13 protein-coding genes are annotated in these 19,070 nt (G+C 62.3%); 5 read left to right on the forward strand and 8 right to left on the reverse strand.

All coding sequences use genetic code 11. The annotated features are described in order from the left end of the window. From egtD to IBX54_RS00400, 8 genes are read right to left on the reverse strand one after another with little or no spacing between them, the layout of a single operon-like run. Complete coding sequence (gene egtD, locus IBX54_RS00365; protein WP_296540677.1) at positions 1-912, reverse strand: L-histidine N(alpha)-methyltransferase; 912 nt, start codon at positions 910-912, stop codon at positions 1-3. Between the two features lie 45 nt (positions 913-957). Further along, positions 958-1,470: a type II toxin-antitoxin system VapC family toxin gene (locus IBX54_RS00370; protein ID WP_296540678.1), complete on the reverse strand. Its 513-nt coding sequence runs from the start codon at positions 1,468-1,470 to the stop codon at positions 958-960. After that, positions 1,470-1,619, reverse strand: coding sequence for a hypothetical protein (locus IBX54_RS00375; protein WP_296540679.1), 150 nt, complete (start codon positions 1,617-1,619; stop codon positions 1,470-1,472). Before IBX54_RS00375 ends, IBX54_RS00370 begins: the two co-directional genes overlap by 1 nt. Positions 1,620-1,636: 17 nt before the next feature. Continuing rightward, on the reverse strand, positions 1,637-2,005 hold the full coding sequence (locus IBX54_RS00380; RefSeq protein WP_296540680.1) for a type II toxin-antitoxin system RelE/ParE family toxin: 369 nt from the start codon (positions 2,003-2,005) through the stop codon (positions 1,637-1,639). Then, entirely contained in the window at positions 1,986-3,755 is a 1,770-nt protein-coding gene (gene recD / locus IBX54_RS00385; protein ID WP_296540681.1) for an exodeoxyribonuclease V subunit alpha, read from the reverse strand. Before recD ends, IBX54_RS00380 begins: the two co-directional genes overlap by 20 nt. Beyond that, entirely contained in the window at positions 3,752-7,396 is a 3,645-nt protein-coding gene (gene recB / locus IBX54_RS00390) for an exodeoxyribonuclease V subunit beta (protein WP_296540682.1), read from the reverse strand. Before recB ends, recD begins: the two co-directional genes overlap by 4 nt. Then, positions 7,393-11,046 carry an exodeoxyribonuclease V subunit gamma gene (gene recC, locus IBX54_RS00395; protein WP_296540683.1) on the reverse strand — a complete coding sequence of 1,218 codons (3,654 nt, stop codon included), beginning with the start codon at positions 11,044-11,046 and terminating at the stop codon, positions 7,393-7,395. The genes recB and recC overlap by 4 nt, the downstream gene beginning before the upstream one ends. Further along, positions 11,043-12,521: a PLP-dependent aminotransferase family protein gene (locus IBX54_RS00400; protein ID WP_296540684.1), complete on the reverse strand. Its 1,479-nt coding sequence runs from the start codon at positions 12,519-12,521 to the stop codon at positions 11,043-11,045. The genes recC and IBX54_RS00400 overlap by 4 nt, the downstream gene beginning before the upstream one ends. Before the next feature lie 123 nt (positions 12,522-12,644). On the opposite strand from IBX54_RS00400, the gene IBX54_RS00405 reads away from it, so the two are divergent. From IBX54_RS00405 to IBX54_RS00425, 5 genes are all read left to right on the forward strand, one after another. Beyond that, on the forward strand, positions 12,645-14,012 hold the full coding sequence (locus tag IBX54_RS00405; RefSeq protein ID WP_296540685.1) for a glutamine synthetase family protein: 1,368 nt from the start codon (positions 12,645-12,647) through the stop codon (positions 14,010-14,012). Positions 14,013-14,067: 55 nt separating this feature from the next. Further along, positions 14,068-15,477: an aspartate aminotransferase family protein gene (locus IBX54_RS00410; protein ID WP_296540686.1), complete on the forward strand. Its 1,410-nt coding sequence runs from the start codon at positions 14,068-14,070 to the stop codon at positions 15,475-15,477. A gap of 95 nt (positions 15,478-15,572) precedes the next feature. Next, the gene (locus tag IBX54_RS00415) at positions 15,573-16,733 is read left to right on the forward strand and encodes an extracellular solute-binding protein (protein ID WP_296540697.1); all 1,161 of its coding nucleotides are present in this window, start codon (positions 15,573-15,575) and stop codon (positions 16,731-16,733) included. A 308-nt stretch (positions 16,734-17,041) separates the two neighbouring features. Beyond that, entirely contained in the window at positions 17,042-18,142 is a 1,101-nt protein-coding gene (locus tag IBX54_RS00420; protein ID WP_296540687.1) for a polyamine ABC transporter ATP-binding protein, read from the forward strand. Between the two features lie 9 nt (positions 18,143-18,151). After that, positions 18,152-19,069 carry an ABC transporter permease gene (locus IBX54_RS00425; RefSeq protein WP_296540688.1) on the forward strand — a complete coding sequence of 306 codons (918 nt, stop codon included), beginning with the start codon at positions 18,152-18,154 and terminating at the stop codon, positions 19,067-19,069. The last annotated feature ends 1 nt before the right edge of the window (position 19,070 follow it).

Genomic DNA, 19,070 nt, shown 5'->3' on the forward strand with positions numbered 1-19,070 from the left:
TCAGGGGCGGGCCAGCACAACGGCAAACCAGGCCAGCTCGTCGGTCCAGACCTGAGTGTTGGGCAAACCTGCACGCCGCAACAAGTCCAGAAAATCCTCCGCCAGATATTTGTAGCTGTTCTCGGTGTGAATGCGCTCGCCACGCACAAAGCTGCGCCCGCCACCGGGCCAACGCACCAGGGTGTCTGTGCTGGCCTGCAGGTGCATCTCGATGCGCGAGGCCACGGGGTTGAAAAAAGCCACGTGCTGCCACTGCGCCACATCAAAGTCGCTGCCGATCAGCCGGTTCACATGCGCCAGCGCGTTCAGGTTGAAGGCGGCCGTGATACCGGCGGCATCGTTGTAGGCGGCATGGAGTATCGAGGCGTCCTTGACCAGATCGACGCCAATCAACAGGGCGCCATCGTCGCCGAGCAAGCCCCGCATGCGCGACAACAAAGCCAGCGCCTGGCGCGGGTCGAAGTTACCGATGGAAGAGCCTGGGTAGAACACCAGCCGCTGCGCCAATGGCAAGTTGGCCGGCAACACGATATCGGCGCTCAGGTCAGCCACCAGCGCCTGGATGGCGATGTCGGGAAAACTCGGGCGCATGCTGGCCACTGCCTCATGCAAAAACGCCTCAGAAATATCGACGGCCACAAAACGCTTTGGCGCCAACAGTTCGCACAGCGCGCGCGCCTTGTCGCAATTGCCCGCGCCCAGCTCGATCACCGTGCTGCCGGTGCCCACGCTGCGCGCGATGTCGGGGCCATGCCCGGCCATGATGCCGCGCTCGACGCGCGTCGGGTAGTACTCTGGCAGCACGGTGATCTGCTCAAACAGCGCCGAGCCCCTGGCATCGTAAAAATACTTGGGCGAGAGGCTTGGCGCGACCTGCGTCAGGCCATGAATGATTTCTGCTTGTGGACTCATGCAATAGTCAAGCCAAAAATAAGGGACAGACCACGGTTCAAGCCCTTAAAACCATAGGTTTGCAGGACCAGACCAGACCCTTTTCAATGGCCTGTCCAGCGAAAGTCTCCATGTCTGTCGCCACTCTCCACCGAAGCGCTTTGCGCACCGGTTGATGACGCCGAAGACTGGGCCGCCTTCAATCTTCGACGCACGGTCGTCAAAGGTAAGCAACGGCCGCTGTCCTGCCTGGCTGACGAGTGCAATGTGCAGGCAGTCGGCGAAATCTCTGGAACCGGTCTGCTTGAACAGCCAGAGCGCTTGTTCCAAAGCAGGCTCCGTCTGGAACGCCAGTTCTGTCACATCAAGCAAAGCATCCAGCGCGGCCGTCACCTGCTGCCTGTCATGGCGGTACCTGGCCCGCAGCACCCACTCGACCTCCAGCATGACAGTGACGCTGACAAACAGGCGCTCGCCCTTGCTGATGGTCGCGTCAAGCAGCCGGGCCACTGCTGCGCATTGCTTCACATCGTCGTTGGTCAGCCAGCGAACCAGTATGTTGGTGTCCAGTGCCGCCATTAATCCCCGCCCATGCGCATGTCAGAAACCGGGACAGAGACGCCTGGCGGCGACTTGAGCATGCCCTTGAGGTCCTTGATGGACATCGACTTCCGGATATTGGAGGGAATAGTGATTTGGCCCTTGCTGGTCAGTGCAGCTTCAGACATGTGAAATTCCTTACATTTTATTGAATTGTAAGGAACCACACCCGCAAGCTCAAGCACCATAGGCGGCAAGGGGAAATAAGGGACAGACCACGGTTTTTCAGGCGATCCAGGCGGCAAATACGGACTGACTGACTGACATGAAAGTGCTCACGCAAGCGCCGGTACAGCATCAACTCCTTGGCTGAGATGTTGCTGCGGTCGTTCTTCTCGAATCCAAAAAGGAAAAACACCACATTGGCAAACCGGTTTCCGCGCACTGGAAGTGCAACCCGTTGCTTAAGGCGATTACGGCCAAGGTCGGCATCGATCAGGCCGCGCTCCATACGTGCCACGGCATCCAGTAATGCAAATTTTGTCACATGCGGTTCACAGGCCAGCCAGGCCACCGCTGCGCAACACCTTGGCCGCCACCGCATGCAGCAGCACCTGCGCTTGCGGTGCCATCAGCGTCAGCCGTGTTTTGGCCCGCGTCATGCCGGTGTAAAGCAGTTCGCGCGTGAGCACCGCCACCGGTCGGTCCGGCAACACCAGGGCGACATGGTCAAACTCCGAGCCTTGTGATTTGTGCACGGTCATGGCAAACACGGTTTCCACGGCGTCGAGCCGGGCGGGCAGCACCCAGCGCAGGCCGCCTTGGCCGTCCGGGAACGCCACGCGCAGGCCCCGGGCATGGTTCAGGCACAGGCCGACGTCGCCATTCATCAGTTTGAGGTTGTAGTCGTTGCGCGTCACCATCACCGGGCGGCCGGCGTACCAGCCCTCGGTTGGCAGCCCCAGCTTGGCGGCAATGCGCTGGTTCAGGCTGGTCACCCCCCACGGGCCGTCGCGCACCGCGCACAGCACCTGAAAGCTGGCAAATGCCTTGAGCGCGGTCAGCGCTTGCGTGTCGCTGCAAACGCTGGCTTTGGCGTTTGCCAGTTGTTGCAGCCAGGCTTGCCAGCCCTGCTGCAGCAGCGCCTTCAGGCGCGGGTCATGCGCCTGGCCGGGCTGCAGCCGGGTGACGTTGGCTGACACGTCAAGGCGCCAGTCAGGGGCTTGGCGCCACAGTTTGGCGACCCCGGCACCGTCGCCCGCATTCACCGCACGGGCCCATTGGCCGATGGCGCTGTCGTCGGCAAAGCGGTGGCTTTTGCGCAGCATGACGGTTTGTTGCGCCAGGTTTGAGCCGTTGCCAGCCCAGGCGCTCAGGTCGGCCCCGGTGGTTTGCGCCAGCCAGCTTATTGTGTCGGGCGTGTAGTTGCCCTGGTCGGCACCGGCGCAGAGCTGGCCCATCACGGCACCGGCCTCGACCGAGGCCAACTGGTCTTTGTCGCCGAGCAGGATCAGGCTGGCGCTCGGGGGCACGGCGGCCAGCAGGCGGGCCATCATGTCGAGGTCGATCATCGACGCTTCGTCCACCACCACCAGGTCCACGGCCAACTCTGGCACGGCGTCTTGCGCCAGATTGCTGCGCACTTGCAGCAATTTGTGCAGGGTGACGGCCTGGGTCGGGATGTGCTGCTGCAAGTGCTCGGGCAGTTTTTGCACGGCTGAAGCAATCGATTCGCCGAGCCGCGCTGCCGCCTTGCCGGTGGGTGCCGCCAGCGCGATGCGCAAGGGCGTGTGCTGGCGCGCCGGGTCGGCTTGCAGCAGTGCCAGCAGGCGCACCACGGTGGTGGTTTTGCCGGTGCCGGGGCCGCCGGTGATGAGGGTGAGACGTTTGCGTGCGGCCAGCGCGCAGGCCACTTTTTGCCAGTCGGGGGCGGCTGTTTGCTGGTCTGCCTGGAACAGCTGCGACAGTGTCTTGCTCAGGTTTTCGGGCACAGGGCAGGGCTGCGCCAGGCGGGCGGCAATCGAGGCGCGGATGCTTTGCTCGGCGTTCCAGTTGCGGCGCAGGTACAGGCGCGCAGTGTCGAGCACGAGCGGGCTGTTGGGGCCGTCAATCCAGGGCAGGCTGGCCGCGCTCTGGCGCAGCTCGGGCGCCAGCGTGCTCAGGTCCAGGCAGGCGTGGCCCCGGCCGAACTGCTGGCTGACCCGGGCGACCAGTTCGCCGTGCAACGGGTTGGCGCTGGGTTGCACGTCTTGCAAAAATGCCACCAGCGCGCGGTCCAGCGCGGTCAAGGTCAGGGTGTTGGCTTGGGTTGGTTCGGCGTTCATTCGGCTGTTTCCAAAGGTTCAGCGTGCGCCGGGCTGGCAGAAAACGCCGCGTCAAGCGCTTCGATCAGGGCTTTGGGTGGCTTGTCTGCATAGAGCCCGGCACCGGCCTGGTCAATGCCGCGCAGAAACAGGTACAGCGCACCGCCCACATGCAAGTCGTAGTCGTAGTCTGCCAGGCGCGATTTCAGCAGCCGGTGCAGCGCCAGCAAATACAGCGTGTATTGCACGTCGTAGCGGTGCGCCAGCATGGCCTGCTGCAATTGCGCCGGCGCGTAGCCGGGCAGCTTGTTGGACTTGTAGTCGAGCACGTAGTAGCGGCCTTCAAATGCCAGCACCAGGTCCATGAAGCCGGTGAGCAGGCCCGCCAGCTGGCGCGCTTGCATGGCCGGGCGCGGCTGGCCCGCCAACACACCGTGGCCGATCAGCTGGTCGAGCCGGGCGCTGCTGAGTGCGCTGACCTTCAGGCTGAAAGCCATCTCGGCCCAGTGTTGTTCAGGTGTCAAGCTGGCCAACATCAGCCTGGACGACCCTGTCAGTGGCAACGGCGTGTTGACAATGGCGGGCACCCAGGCGGCCAGCAATGCGCACTCGGCTTCATCGAGCTTGAGCCCCTGCGCCTTGCGGGCCAGCAGCTTTTGCCAGTCGGCGGCCACAGTTGGCGACGGCTTGTTTTGCGCTGCGGGCCAGCCCTGTTGCGCCTGCCATTCAAGCAGGTCATGCAGCAGGGTGCCGTAGGCGCTGCCAGCGGGGAAGGCATTGAGCGGCGGGCACAGCAACTCGGGCTGGTCTGGCGCATCGGTGGCCTCGGTCGGGGCGCTGTCGATCTGGGCGTCGCCCAGGCGTTCGTCCAGCGCCGACCCGGGGGCCAGCGCCGGGCTTGAATGCGCCACCTCGCGCGTCAGCGCGCTGAAGCTGGCGCTCCACCAGCGGCTGCGTAACTGGCGCCGGGGTGTGAGCGCCGGTTTCCAGATTTTGGCGGCTGCCTGCGGGGTGTACGCGGTGTCGTTGGGCGCGGGGGCGTCTTGCACCACGATGTGTTCTGATGCCCAGGCTTGCAGGCACTGCGCCAGGTCATCGGGGGCCTGGCGGCCCAGCAGCGCTGACACCGCACTTGCGATCTTTGCGTTTTTGCCATCCACATCGCCCCGCGTGGGCGTGATGCCCAGCCACACCGCTTGCTCGGCGCGCGTTAGCGCCACATACAGCAGCCGGATGTCTTCGGCCAGCCGCAAGCCATCGTCCTGCCCCTTGTCAGCGGCGCGGTAGCCGGAGGCAAAGGGCAGGAACACCAGCGGGTATTGCAGGCCCTTGGCTTTGTGCAGGGTGATGACCTGCACCAGATCGGCATCACTCTCCAGGCGCAATTGCGCGGTGTCGCCACTGGCTTGGGGCGCGCGCAACTGGTCTTCCAGGTAACGCAGCAGCGCGCCTTCGCCTTGCAAACTCAGGCTGGCGGCCTGTAGCAAATCGCCCAGGTGCAGCAGGTTGGTCAACTGGCGCTCACCCTGGTTGGCGGCGACATCGCCCTGGTTGAGCAGCCGCTGGGGGATGGACTGCTGGTGCAGCAACTGGTGCAGCATCGGCAAAAAGCCTTGGCGTTGCCATGTTTTTTGCCAGTCATGAAAACGTTCAGTCAACGTGTCCCAGGCCACTTCATCCTGAAACAGGTTTTCCAGCGCGTGCCAGGGCAGGCCCCAAAGCGCGGTTGCCAGCGCGGCCCGAATGCATTGGGCATCGCGCGGCTGGGCCACGGCGCGCAAAATGCGCCACAGGTCGGTGGCCTGCGGCGTGGCAAAGACACTGTCGCGCTCCGACAAATAGACGCTGCGCACACCACGGTTTGAGAGCGCCGTGCGAATGGCGCGCGCCTCGACCCAGTTCCTTACCAGCACGGCCATGGCACCGGGCCGGGCCGCACCGGTGTTGAGCAAGCCCACCATTTGCGTGGCAAACACCTCGGCCAGTTGGCGCAGCAGCACCGGCTTGCGCGGCAGTTTGGTGTGTTGCAGCTGCCAGACGGTCATGGCGGGCTGGGTTTGACCCGCCACCTGCAGCGGCTGCACCTTGGGATTGCAGGCGCTCACCCTTTCATAAGGAACATCGCCAAAAGGTTTGGCTGCGTAGGTAAACACATGGTTCACCGCCGCCACCACGCCCGCCGTGGAGCGAAAGTTGCCCGACAGTGTGTGAATGGCCTGGGCTTGCGCACGCGCTTGCAGGTAGGTGGCCAGATCGGCACCGCGAAAGCTGTAAATGGCCTGCTTGGGGTCGCCAATCATGATCAGGCCGGTGGCGTGGGGTGGGTCTTCAGCGTTGCCGTAAATTTTGGCCAGCGCGCCGTATTGCCAGGGGTCGGTGTCCTGAAACTCATCAACCAGCGCCACCGGAAACTGCTGGCGAATCGCCGCTGCCAGGTGGCCACTTGGGGCTTGCAGCGCGTGGTACAGGTTTTGCAACAGGTCGGAAAAATCGAACTGCGCCAGGCGGGCCTTGGCTTGGGCGTAAGCGGCACCCACCTCAAAGGCGGCATGGGCCAGCAAGGGCTCGGCCACCTCGGGCTCGGCGGCAAGGTGCTCGCACAGGGCCTCGATGTGGCCAAAAGTGCTGTGTTGCGCGGCCTCAGCCCAGCCTTTTTCCAGCAGGCGCGATGCGGCAAAACGCTGCAGCGTGTCGAGCTTGATGGCCTCGCCTTGCTGCCAGGCCGCCATTTGTTCAAGCCAGCCTGCCAGCCAGTCGGCGCGGTAACCCTTGATGGCTTTGCGCGCGGCAGCGTCAGCGACCCGCGCCACCTGTTCCGGCGTCCAGCCAAGCCGTGCCCTGGCGGCCAGCGCCTGCTGCTGGTGTTGCCAGGCTTCCCAGGTCTGGATGATGACGTCGGGCGCCAGGAGCCTGGGCGGCACAGCGTTCTGCGCAGGTAAAAGGAGGAGCCCGCAGGGCGGGGGACACGTAGCAGAACGCTGTGCGGCCCAGGCTTCTGACTCTGGCGCGGTGGCTGGCTGCGGTGCCTTGTCCTCTTTTGCCCAGAGTGGCCCCAGTTGGTCCAACAGCTCCTGCGGGTTGCTGGCCAGCGCCTGCAGGGCACCGAGCTGTTCACTTGAGAGCGGGTAAAACCACTTGCGCCAATAGTCTTGCACGGCCACCAGCTTGAGCCGGGTGCTGTCTTCAACGCGGCTTTGCTGGAACAGGCTGGCGCTGTCGAAGGCGTGGGTTTTGAGCATCCGGCTGCTCCAGCCGTGGATGGTAAAAATCGCGGCTTCATCCATCCATTGGGCGGCCACGTCGAGCCGCTCGGCGCAGGCCGACCGTTGTGCGATGTCGATCTCTGCGTACAGTGCGCGCAGAAAATCATCCGCCTCAATGCCAGGCTGTTCGCCATGAAGAAAGTAGCGCGCCGCCTGCGACAGGCGCACGCGGATGCGCCCGCGCAGCTCGGCCGTGGCGGCATCGGTGAAGGTCATGACCAGGATTTGCGGCGGGAACAAACCCTGTTTGATGTTGCTGCCGCCAGGCGTGTGGCCCAGCACCAAACGCACGTACAGCGCGGCCAGGGTCCAGGTTTTGCCCGTGCCGGCCGAGGCCTCAATAACCTGCAGGCCACGCAAAGGCAGGGTCAGGGGGTCAAGTTTTTTGATCTCGCTCATGCGCTCGCGCCTTCGCTTTGGGTTAGTTGAAGGTGCCGGGCCAGGTCGCCATAAAGCTGCTCGGCCCAGTCGGGCAACTCGGCCTCGATGTCTTCATAATTTTCAAACGCCCGCGCCAGATAGGCCGATTCGTCGCGCTCACCGCCATGGTGCGCGCCTTCAAACACGGCCTGTGCGGCCTCATGCGGGTCTTTGGGCGCCTTGTCGGGCTCGGTCTCGGCCAGCCGGGCGGCTTGCGCCTGGGCTTGCAGGTAGGCCCAGGCAGATTTGCAGGCCACCGGCAATGGCCGCTCCCAGGCCGCCAGGTAGGCCGTGACCAGCCCTTGCAACATGCGCAGGGCGTCAGCCTGGGGCAGCGGGGCAAAGACAACCTGGCCGTCCAGCCCAAGTTGCACGCTGGTCAGCGGCATGGCGCTGGCGCAGGCCGCCAGGTGCTGCAGCCACAAGCCGACCACCACATGAGCGCGTGCCGTGCGCGCTTCTTTTTCGCCCTGCAGCACAGCGCCCACGCGCTGGCTCAGCTGCAGCCAGCCGGTGCGCCCGCTGGCAAGACCTTCCAGCGTGCCGCTGAGGCTGATGCCGCCCAGCTGCAGGTTAATGGATTGCACCGGCAGCGGCTCGGGGTAGCGCAGTGTCCATTCGCTTTGTCGCTCCAGCACCACTTGGGCCTTGGTCTGCAATTCGGTAGCCAGGCGCTGGCCAAAGGCGGCCATCGGCAACTGGCCCGACAGCCGCATGCGTTCAAGGGCCTGGGGCAACTCAGCGGCGTCAAGTAAGGTTTGGCCGGCCTGGTACTGTTCCAGGCCATTGAGGGTGAAGGGTTCCTCGCTTTGTTCCAGCTCGTCCACCGTGTCAAGCCGCACCCGCAGGCGCGATTTGAAGAACACCTCGACCGGTTGGCGCAGCAGTTGGCGCAGGTCGGCCAGCGTCAAGTGGTCCGGTACGGCGTGCGAACCGTGAACCGTCATCGCGAGCCCCCCGTATCCGGCCCGATACCGCACACGGACCTTGAACAGAGACTTCGTCATCGCGAGCGAAGCGTGGCGATCCATGACTTCCGGGGACATGGATTGCTTCACTGCGTTCGCAATGACGGGGCTGTTCATGGAAGGCGAAGCGTGGCGATCCATGTTGTCCGGCGTCATGGATTGCGTCACTTCGTTCGCAAAGACGGTTGCTTTCGCAACGACGGCCTGTTCATGCACCCGTGCCCAGTCGCTGGCGTAGCTTTCAAACGGTGAATCCTGCAAAAAATAGGCTTCAGAGAACGCCTGCAGCGGGTGCTGCTGTGGCTTGGGCGCACCCTGCCAGCCCGCTTGCAAATAGTCCAGCAGTTGCGCCACCAGTACTGAGGGCGGTTGCTCGCTGTTGTCGGTGGCGCGGTGGCCCTGCCAGCTGATGTAGAGCTTTTGCCGTGCCGACAGCAGGGCTTCCAGAAAAAGGTAGCGGTCGTCCTCGCGGCGCGAGCGGTCACCCGCGCGCCAGCTCTGCGCCATCAGGTCAAAGTCACGCGCGGCTTGTTGGCGCGGGTAGTCGCCGTCGTTCATGCCCAGCAGGCAAATCACCTGGAACGGGATCGAGCGCATCGGCATCAGGGTGCCAAATTGCACACCCCCGCCAAAAAAGCGCTGCTGCAAACTGGGCTCTTCGATTTGCGACAGCCAATGCTCGCGCACCACGTCCAGCGGCAGCGGGGTGTCAAGCCGGGCTGCCTCGCAGGCTTGAAGCCAAACTTCCAGCGGTGCCAGGCAACGCTGGATGAGGCGCCCATCAAGGTCATCAGCGGCGCTGAAAAAGCGTTCGACGATGCCCGTCAGAATGGGTACCCATTGGGCGGGCGTATGGCTGCCAGAGAGTTCCTGCAGGGTCTGGTTGACGGCATCCACCCAGTCGAGCAGGGCGCTGATGACGCCGGCATCAAGCCCGTTCAGCGCCGCCTGCGGCAAAGTGGTGCCCCACGGCGCCCCCGCACCCACGGCATACCCCAGCAGCAGGCGCCGCAGGCCAAAGGCCCAGGTGTTCTGGTCCAGGCCCGGCACGCCGGGTGGCACGCCCCAGGCCAGGCGGTGGCGAGCGTCCAGGCCCCAGCGCACGCCGGCCTGCGCCAGCCACTCGTGCAGTTGCGCCACGTCGGCCTCGCTGAGGCCAAAACGCTGGCGCAGCGCTGCCACTTCAAACAGCCCCAGCCAGTCGGCCAGCGACAGGCGCGAGGTGGGCAGCGACAACAGTTGCTGTAGCGCCTGCACCAGCGGCGACTGGCGCGGTGTGGTGTCCGCCACCGAATACGGAATATGCCGCACCTGTCCGGCGGCAAAGCGGCCAAACACCGCCTGAATATGCGGCGCAAAGGCGGCCATGTCGGGCACCATCACCATCACATCACGCGGCATCAAAGCCGGCTCGGTGTCGAACAAGGCCAGCAGCCAGTCGTGCAGCACCTCGACTTCGCGCTGCGCGCTGTGGCAGGTGACCAGGTGGATGCTGTCGTCGTCCGGCCGCACGTCGCGTTTGGCATCAAGCGCACCGTGCGCTGGCTCAAGGTTCAGGATGCCCGACTGCAGCTGGTTCAACAACGTCGGGGCTTCCAGATCGGCGGCGGGATCGACAAACATATCGACCCGCTGCATGCGTTGGCGGTACTGCGCCACGTTGTCAAAGTCATCGAGCAAGTGCAGGTAGTCGCGCCCCTGTTTGCCCCAGGAGGCCAGCAAGGGGTGGCTGCTGCTGGCCATCGGCCGGGCGGTCTGGCGGTGGCGCAATTGGGCGCGTAACAGGTCGTGTCCGGCCACGATGTCGCCCCAGTAATACTGACACGGGTTTTGCACCAGCATCAGCACCTGGCAGAACTGGCCCAATTGCGCCAGCGCTTCGACGGTTTGCATCGGCAGGGACGAGATGCCAAACACTACCAAGCGAGGTGGCAAGCCCGCCGGGCGCTGGCCGCTGGACTGGCAGAGCGCCAATTGCGACTTGAGCGCGGCCATGAAGCGGGCATGCACGCCCGCGCGTGAGGCCTCGGCCAGCTCGGGCCCGACATCGGCACGCAGGTCGCGCCACAGCTGGGCTTGCCAGGCGTGGGCATCGGCCAGCACGCCGGGTTGGCCGTTGTGGTCGCGCAGCACGTCGCGGCCAATCTGGCCAGCCGCCCAGTCCGCCAGCCAGTCGGCGCGGTAGCTTTGGTAAGCGTCAAACACATCCGCCACCTGCAGCGCCAATTGGTACAGCTTGCGGCCGTCGGCATCAGCCGCCAGATAGCGCTGCAGCGGTTCATAAACCGGGTTGGCCGCGGCCAGTGCAGGCAACAGGCGCACCAGGCGCCACAGCAGATGGCTTTTGTCAAATGGCATGTGCGCCGGCACGGCATTTGCGCCCAGCACGCTGCGATAGACCTGCCACAGGTAGCCGCTGGGTAATTCCAGCCGGGTGGCGGCGCAAATGCCTAGAGCGCTGTCGTCGGCCAGCGCCATTTCCAGCCAGTGCTTCATGCCGTTGCTTTGCACCAGAATCACCTCCGGGGTCAGTGGTGGCAGCGGATGGTCGCGCAGAAATTCGCAGAGCAGGCTGCGCAGGTCTTCCAGACGATTGCCATGCAAGACCATGAAGCCTGGCTGGAAGGATGGGGCGGTGGTAGCGGATTCAGCTTGGATCATTTTGTGGTGCTGCTGCAGGACAGGGCGCTGGTGATGGTTTGGGCCAGCAGCGGGCCGAAGTGTTCAATTTCTGCCAGTGGCGCGTAGCCGTAACCAATGATCAAGCCGCGCAACCGGGTTTGCTCAATGCAATAGCTCGACAGCGGGCGCACCGTCAGACCGAGTTTGGCAATGCGCCGCGCCAGTGCCTTGTCGTCCAGCGTATCAGGCAAGCGCAGGCACAGGTGCAAGCCCTGCTCGGCGCCGGTGATGCGGGCCAGCGGCCCCAGGCAGGGTTGCAGCGCGGCCAGCAAGCTGGCGCGGCGCTGGGCGTAGCTTTGCCGGGCGCGGCGCAGCGCGCTGGCAAAGTGCCCCATCTCGATGAACTCGGCCAGTGCAGCTTGCAGCGGCATCTGGCCGGGGCGGTTCAGGTCGTAGTGGGCGCGCTTGAAGGGCGCGGCCAGCCCTTTGGGAACCACCATGTAGCCAAGCTTGAGCCCCGGGTAAAGCACTTTGGAAAACGAGCCCAGGTAGATCACGCGCTGGTCGGTGTCAAGCCCGGCCAGCGAGGCAATGGGCGGGCCGCTGAAGCGAAATTCGCTGTCGTAATCGTCTTCCAGAATCCAGGCCTGGTGCTGGCGCGCCAGCGTGAGCAGTTGCTGTCGCCGGGCTAGCGTCATCACGGCACCAGTGGGGTATTGGTGCGACGGCGTCACGTAGATCAGCTTCGGCGGCGTGGTGTCATCGGCGGGCTCGGGCGCAATGCCGTGCTCATCCACCGGCACCGCGTGCAGGCTCAATCCGGTTGCCATGAAGGCCTTGACCGCGCCCCAGTAGGCCGGGTCTTCGAGCCAGACGGCATCATTGTGGTTGGCCAGCAACTGCGCGCACAGTACCAGCGACTCCTGCGTGCCGCTGGTGATAATGACCTGCTCCAATTCAAGCGGCACGCTGCGAATCACCCGCAGGTAGTCGGCCACGGCACGGCGCAGCGGCGCATAGCCGCCCGAACTGCTGTAGTCGAGCATCTCGGGGTAGGTCATGCGCCAGTGCTTGTTTTGCAGGCGTTGCCATAAGCCCACCGGGAACGCGCTGAAGTCGGCAATGCCCGGCGTGAACGGCTGAATCTCGAGGTCGGTGGCGCAGAACGTGCTGCTTAAACGCATGCCGCGTGCCGACAGGCTGGTGTGTCGGGCGGGGGCGCTACGCTGCGGCTGCGCTGGCATGCGGGGCACGTTGTCACTGACAAAGGTGCCGCTGCCAATACGACTGACCAGGTAACCCTCCACCGTAAGCTGGTTGATGGCGGCAACCACGGTGTTGCGCGACAACTGCAGGTCTTGCGTCAGGTCGCGGCTCGACGGCAGGCGCTCGCCGGCGGCGATCTTGCCGTCCAGAATGGCCCGCCGCAACGCCTCGTACAGCTGGCGGTGCAGTGGCAGCTTGGTGGGCTGATTGGGGCGGCCGATTTCGGTCAGTAACAGTTCCGAAAGCATGACGTTGAGAAAGTGGCACCAGTGCCAAGGTTTAAATGGCCCTGATTGTGAACCAATTTATGGCTCACAATGATTTTCAGAACAACGCGCAAAATAGGTGATCAGCATCACCCTGGAGCAAACATGAATGCCAACAAGTCAATGAATTTCAATGATCTCGAGCAGTGGCTCAATGAGCGCCGCGTCACTGAGGTGGAGTGCCTGGTGCCCGACCTGACCGGTGTCGCACGCGGCAAGATTTTGCCGCGCGTCAAATTTACCGAAGACCGCGGCATGCGCCTGCCGCAGTCGGTGGTGGCCCTGGGGGTCACAGGCGAATTCCCCGTGAGCGGCCCTTATTACGACGTGATCGACCCCACCGACAAAGACATGCAGCTGCGCCCGGACCCTTCTACCGTGCGCATCGTGCCGTGGGCTACTGACCCTACCGCCCAGGTGATTCATGACTGTTTTGACCACCAGGGCAACCTGGTGCCGTTCGCGCCGCGCAGCGTGTTGCGCCGGGTCTGCGACCTGTTTGCCGCCGAGGGCCTCAAACCCATCGTGGCCCCCGAGCTGGAGTTTTACCTGACCGCGCGTAACACCGACCCCAACACGCTGCTGCGCCCGCCAATCGGCCGCAGCGGCCGCAGCGAGACCTCGCGCCAGGCCTACAGCATCGATGCCGTCAACGAGTTCGACCCGCTGTTCGAGGAAATCTACGACTTTTCAGACAAGATGGAACTCAACGTCGATACCTTGATTCACGAAATCGGCGCTGGCCAGATGGAAATCAACTTTTTTCATGCCGAGCCGCTGGGCCTGGCCGACGAGGTCTTTCTATTCAAACGCACGGTGCGCGAGTCGGCCCTGCGCCACGACATGTACGCCACCTTCATGGCCAAACCGATTGCCGGCGAGCCCGGCAGCGCCATGCACGTGCACCAGAGCATTCTGGACGTGAGCACCGGCAAGAACATTTTCAGCAACCCGGACGGCACGCCTTCCGAGGCGTTCATGCATTACATCGGCGGCCTGCAGCGTTACATTCCGGCAGCGATGGTGCTGGTGGCACCGTATGTGAACAGCTACCGGCGCCTGTCGCGCAACACCGCCGCGCCGATCAACATCGAGTGGGGCTACGACAACCGCACCGTGGGCATTCGCTCGCCGATTTCATCGCCCGAGGCGCGCCGGGTGGAAAACCGCGTGATTGGTGCCGACGCCAACCCCTATGTGGCGCTGGCCATGACCATGGCCTGTGGCTACCTGGGGCTCAAGAACAAGATCAAGCCCAAGGCCGAGATGAAGGGCGACGCCTACCTGTCGCCGTACTCGCTGCCGCGCAGCTTGGGCGAGGCGCTCGACTGGCTGCGCCGCGAGTCTGACCTGCACGAGGTGCTGGGCAAGGAATTCATCACCGTGTATTCGGAAATCAAGGAGCTTGAGTTTGACGAATTCATGAAAGTGATTTCGCCGTGGGAGCGCGAGCACCTGCTGCTGCACGTTTGATTTGCCATTGGGCGTTGATTGACCTCTTTTTTTGACTGACGCAAGGAGCGCCACCATGAACGCATTTACCGCTTCCCAAACCCTGTCCACGCCTGAAATCCAGGCGCTCGACAGCGCCCATTTCATTCACCCGTTCACCGACCACGGCGACCTGGCCACCCGTGGCGCGCGCGTGATTGTCAAATCAGAGGGCATCTACATCTGGGATTCCGAGGGCAAAAAACTGCTCGACGCGATGAGCGGCCTTTGGTGTGTCAATGTCGGTTACGGCCGCCAGGCGCTGGCGCAAGCCGCCTATGACCAGATGCTGACACTGCCGTTCTACAACAGCTTTTTCCAGACCACCAACGTGCCGGCGGTCAAGCTGGCCACGCGTCTGGCGGCGCTGGCGCCCAAGGTGGGCGACCGCACTTTTGAGCATGTGTTTTATTCGAGCAGTGGCTCCGAGAGCAACGACTCCAACGTGCGCATGGTGCGCCGCTACTGGGACCTGCTGGGGCAGCCGCAGCGCAAGGTGATCATCAGCCGCAAAAACGCCTACCACGGCAGCACCATGGCCGGTGCCTCGCTGGGCGGCATGAGCAGCATGCATGCGCAGGGTGACCTGCCGATCCCCAATATCACGCACATCGAGCAGCCGTACTTTTTTGAAAACGGCCTGCCGGGCGAAAGCGCTGACGACTTCGGTGTGCGCGCCGCCGGTTGGCTGGAAGAGAAGATTCTGGCACTGGGCGCCGACAAGGTGGCCGCCTTCATTGCCGAACCCATCCAGGGCGCCGGCGGTGTCATCATCCCGCCGCCCACTTACTGGCCCGAGATTCAGCGCATTGTTGACAAATACGGCATCCTGCTGATCAGCGACGAGGTGATTTGCGCCTTTGGCCGCCTTGGCCACTGGTTTGCCTACGAAAAATTTGGTTACAAGCCCGACCTGGTGACCTTTGCCAAGGCCGTCACCAGCGGCTACATACCGCTGGGCGGCGTCATGGTGGGCAACCGCGTGGCCCAGGTACTGATCGAAAAAGGTGGTGAATTCAACCATGGCTACACCTACAGCGGCCATCCGGTGGCCTGTGCCGTGGCGCTGGCCAATCTTGATGTCATGGAGGCCGAGCAACTGCCGCAGCGCGTGCGCGACGACATTGGTCCCTACCTGGCTCAATGTTTTGAATCGCTTGCCCGGCATCCGTTGGTGGGACTCGCCGAAACCTGCGGCTTTACTGCGGGCCTGGTGCTGGTCAAAAACAAGGAAGACAAAACGCGCTTTGCCGAAGAACTGGGCGTGGGCATGATTTGCCGACGCCATTGTTTTGAGAACGGTCTGATCATGCGCGCCGTGGGCGACCGCATGATCATCGCGCCGCCCTTGACCATGACCCGTGCCGAGATTGACGAAATGATGGTTCTGATTCAACAGGCGCTTGACCTGACGCAGCAGGAATTGATCCAAAAAGGCTTGATTTAAGCGTTTGCTTCAAAAATTTGTCTGGTCTGGTTTTTTGCGCGCCTTAAACTAAGCTTTCTCTCTTACCTCGTTCTCTTTATTGGAGTCTCGTCATGATGAAAAAATACCTGTGGTCGTTCGCGCTGTCCGCCATCGTGCTGGCTGGTTGTGGCAAAAAAGAGGAGCTGCCTGCGCCTGTGGCGGCACCGGTGGCGAGTGCCCCGGCCACTGCGCCCGTCAACACCGAAGAAAAGGTGCTCAACATCTACAACTGGGCCGACTACATTCCCGACGGCATGATTGCCACGTTTGAAAAAGAAACCGGCATCAAGGTGAATTACGACTCTTTCGAGACCAATGAGGCCCTGCACGCCAAACTGGTGGCTGGCAATTCGGGTTACGACATCGTGGTGCCGGGCTCGGTCTTTGCCAAGCCGCAAATTGAAGGCGGCTTGCTGCAGGCGCTGGACAAGTCCAAGATTCCCAACTTGAGCAACCTTGACACCCCGATGATGGCCACGCTGGCCAAATACACCGACCCCGACAACAAGCATCTGGTGCCCTGGGCCTGGGGTTTCACCACGGTGGGCATCAACAAGAATAAAGTGGCCAAGGCGCTCGGCGAAACGCCAATGCCCGAAAACGCCTGGGACCTGGTGTTCAAACCCGAATACACGTCCAAGCTCAAGTCTTGCGGCATTGCCTATCTGGATTCGCCCACCGAGATCATCCCCGTGGCGTTGCACTACATCGGCAAGGACGCTTACTCCAACGATCCGGCAGACTACAAGCTGGCCACCGACATGCTGGCCAAGGTGCGCAAGGACGTTCGCATCTTCAGCTCGACCATGATTGACGATATTGCGGGCGGCAAGGCCTGCGTGGCGATTGGCTGGTCGGGTGACATCAATCTTGCTGCCGATCGCGCCAAAGAGAACCAGTCCAAGGACGAGATCGAGGCCATGTTGCCAAACACCGGCGCGCTGATCTTCTTCGATACCATCGCCATCACCAAGGATGCCAGGCACCCCAATAACGCACACGCGTTCATCGACTTTTATCTGCGCCCTGAAAACGCCGCCCTGATGGCCAACGAAATGAATTATCCGACCGCCAACAAGGCCGCCATGCATCTCGTCAATCCTGAGATTGCCGCCAATAAGACCATCTTTGTCGAGTCCGACTACTTGGCCAAGATGATCCCGCCGAGCAGCTTCAGCAACGAGGCGCGTGAAGCCATGGCCAACGCCTATAACAGCTTCAAAAAAGGCAAGTAAAACCAGGCTTGTTGCGAGCTGTTGCCGTCATTGCGAAAGAAGTGACGCAATCCATGTGCCCGGACAGCCTGGACTGGCGCGCTGCGCTTTCCATGAACAGCCCCGTCATTGCGAACGCAGTGAAGCAATCCATGACCCCGGAAGTCATGGATCGCCACGCTTCGCTCGCGATGACGAAGTCTCTGTTCAAGGTCCGTGTGCGGCATCGGGCTGGATACGGCGGGCTCCCAATGACGTTGTCTCACATGGCTTCAGGGTGCTTCGGATGCCCTGCAGAGGTGAATGAGTGCTGAAGCAAAGGGCTGACCATGGCAGATGTGGGTTCTAAAAAAGACTATCTTGTGACCGAGAAGCTGGTTAAGCGCTTTGATGAGGCGCTGGCCGTGGATGAGGTCAACCTGTCCATCAGCAAGGGTGAAATTTTTGCGCTGCTGGGCAGCTCGGGTTGCGGCAAATCCACCTTGCTGCGCATGCTGGCAGGCTTTGAGACACCCAGCTCTGGGCGCATTTTGCTGGGCGGCCAGGATGTGGCCAATCTGGCACCCTACGAGCGCCCGTTCAACATGATGTTCCAGTCCTACGCGTTGTTCCCGCATCTGGATATTTGGGAGAACATCGCCTTCGGCCTGAAACGCGAAGGGCTTCCAAAGAGCGACATCAAGCAGCGCGTCGGCGAAATGCTTGATTTGGTGCAACTGGGCGCTTATGCCAAGCGCAAACCGCACCAGTTGTCGGGTGGGCAGCAGCAGCGCGTGGCGCTGGCGCGTAGCCTGGCCAAAAACCCCAAGGTGCTGCTGCTTGATGAGCCGCTCGGCGCACTCGACAAAAAACTGCGCGAGCAAACCCAGTTCGAACTGGTCAACATCATTGAAAAAGTGGGTGTCACCTGTGTCATGGTGACGCACGACCAGGAAGAAGCCATGACCATGGCGGGCCGCATTGCGGTCATGAGCAAGGGCAGGGTGTTGCAGGTGGGCTCGCCTGAAGAGGTCTATGAGCACCCGGCCAACCGGTTCGTGGCCGACTTCATTGGCAACGTCAATCTGTTCGATGGCAAGCTCAGCATCGACCAACCCGACCGTTGCGCGGCGCAGACGGGCATTGGCGAGATTCATGTGGGTCACGGTGTCAGCGGCGCGTTGCACATGCCGGTGGCCATCGCCGTGCGTCCTGAGAAAATAGAGATCAGCAAGGAGCGGCCAGACGTTGACCACAACTTGTTTACCGGCAAAGTCAAGGAGATTGCCTACTTTGGTGCGCACAACACCTTCATCGTGGTCGCCTCGGATGGCAGCAAGCTGAAGATCACCGAAGCCAACACGTCGCGCCATGAACTCAGCAATATCACCTGGGAAGACGATGTGTTTTTCTGGTGGCATGACAGTGCCGGCATTGTGCTGCGCGATTGAGGAGCAGCCATGGCCATTGCAACCCTGACGATGCCCGGCAAACGCTTTGTCATTGGCGTGCCTTTTGTCTGGCTGATCCTGTTTTTCCTGTTGCCGTTTTTGATTTTGCTGTACATCAGCTTTGTCGATATGGGCAACGACATTTCGCCGTTCAAGCCGATCTGGGATTCCACCACCGGCCTGCTCAAGCTCAAATACGAAAACTACTGGTCGATCTTTCGCGCCGACGACGGTGGCAATCTGTTCCAGACCATTTACGTCGAAGCCTACGTGCGCTCGATCTGGTACGCCTTGTGCACGGCGCTCCTTTGTCTGGTGATTGGTTACCCGTTTTCGTATTTCATTGCGCGCGCCAAACCCAGCGTGCGTCCGGCCTTGCTGATGATGGTGATGCTGCCGTTCTGGACCTCGTTTCTGCTGCGGGTTTATGCCTGGAAAGGCATTCTGGCCGATCAGGGCGTGCTGAACCAGATGTTCATGGCACTGGGCCTGATCAACGAGCCGCTGCAAATGCTTTACACCGATGTCTCGATGCTGGTGGGCATGACCTATGTCTATTTGCCTTTCATGGTGCTGCCGCTCTACGCCAACCTGGTCAAGATGGACTTCCGGCTGCTTGAGGCGGCCCACGACCTGGGCGCCTCGCCGTTCAAGGCGTTCTGGTTGGTCACCGTGCCGCTGTCCAAGGCCGGCATCATTGCCGGCTTCATGCTGGTGTTCATCCCGTCGGTGGGTGAATTTGTCATTCCGTCGCTGCTTGGTGGCCCCGAGAACATCATGATCGGCCGCGTGGTCTGGGACGAAATGTTCAGCAGCAACAACTGGCCGCGTGCCACCGCGCTGGCGGTGGTGATGATTGGCCTCATCGTGGTGCCGCTGGCCATTTATTACCACTACACCGGTGATGCACCCGATTCCAAAGCCTGAT

This window comes from Rhodoferax sp. (genome assembly GCF_014859475.1).
Taxonomy (GTDB): Bacteria; Pseudomonadota; Gammaproteobacteria; order Burkholderiales; family Burkholderiaceae_C; genus Rhodoferax.

What these genes read in the sequence shown, in the direction of transcription:
- IBX54_RS00370 (WP_296540678.1), bottom strand. Translation starts at nt 1,470, where the DNA reads ATGGCGGCACTGGACACCAACATACTGGTTCGCTGGCTGACCAACGAC.
- IBX54_RS00400 (WP_296540684.1), bottom strand. Translation starts at nt 12,521, where the DNA reads ATGCTTTCGGAACTGTTACTGACCGAAATCGGCCGCCCCAATCAGCCC.
- IBX54_RS00405 (WP_296540685.1), top strand. Translation starts at nt 12,645, where the DNA reads ATGAATGCCAACAAGTCAATGAATTTCAATGATCTCGAGCAGTGGCTC.
- IBX54_RS00415 (WP_296540697.1), top strand. Translation starts at nt 15,573, where the DNA reads ATGAAAAAATACCTGTGGTCGTTCGCGCTGTCCGCCATCGTGCTGGCT.
- recD (WP_296540681.1), bottom strand. Translation starts at nt 3,755, where the DNA reads ATGAACGCCGAACCAACCCAAGCCAACACCCTGACCTTGACCGCGCTG.
- recB (WP_296540682.1), bottom strand. Translation starts at nt 7,396, where the DNA reads ATGAGCGAGATCAAAAAACTTGACCCCCTGACCCTGCCTTTGCGTGGC.
- IBX54_RS00410 (WP_296540686.1), top strand. Translation starts at nt 14,068, where the DNA reads ATGAACGCATTTACCGCTTCCCAAACCCTGTCCACGCCTGAAATCCAG.
- recC (WP_296540683.1), bottom strand. Translation starts at nt 11,046, where the DNA reads ATGATCCAAGCTGAATCCGCTACCACCGCCCCATCCTTCCAGCCAGGC.
- IBX54_RS00420 (WP_296540687.1), top strand. Translation starts at nt 17,042, where the DNA reads ATGGCAGATGTGGGTTCTAAAAAAGACTATCTTGTGACCGAGAAGCTG.
- IBX54_RS00425 (WP_296540688.1), top strand. Translation starts at nt 18,152, where the DNA reads ATGGCCATTGCAACCCTGACGATGCCCGGCAAACGCTTTGTCATTGGC.
- IBX54_RS00375 (WP_296540679.1), bottom strand. Translation starts at nt 1,619, where the DNA reads ATGTCTGAAGCTGCACTGACCAGCAAGGGCCAAATCACTATTCCCTCC.
- egtD (WP_296540677.1), bottom strand. Translation starts at nt 912, where the DNA reads ATGAGTCCACAAGCAGAAATCATTCATGGCCTGACGCAGGTCGCGCCA.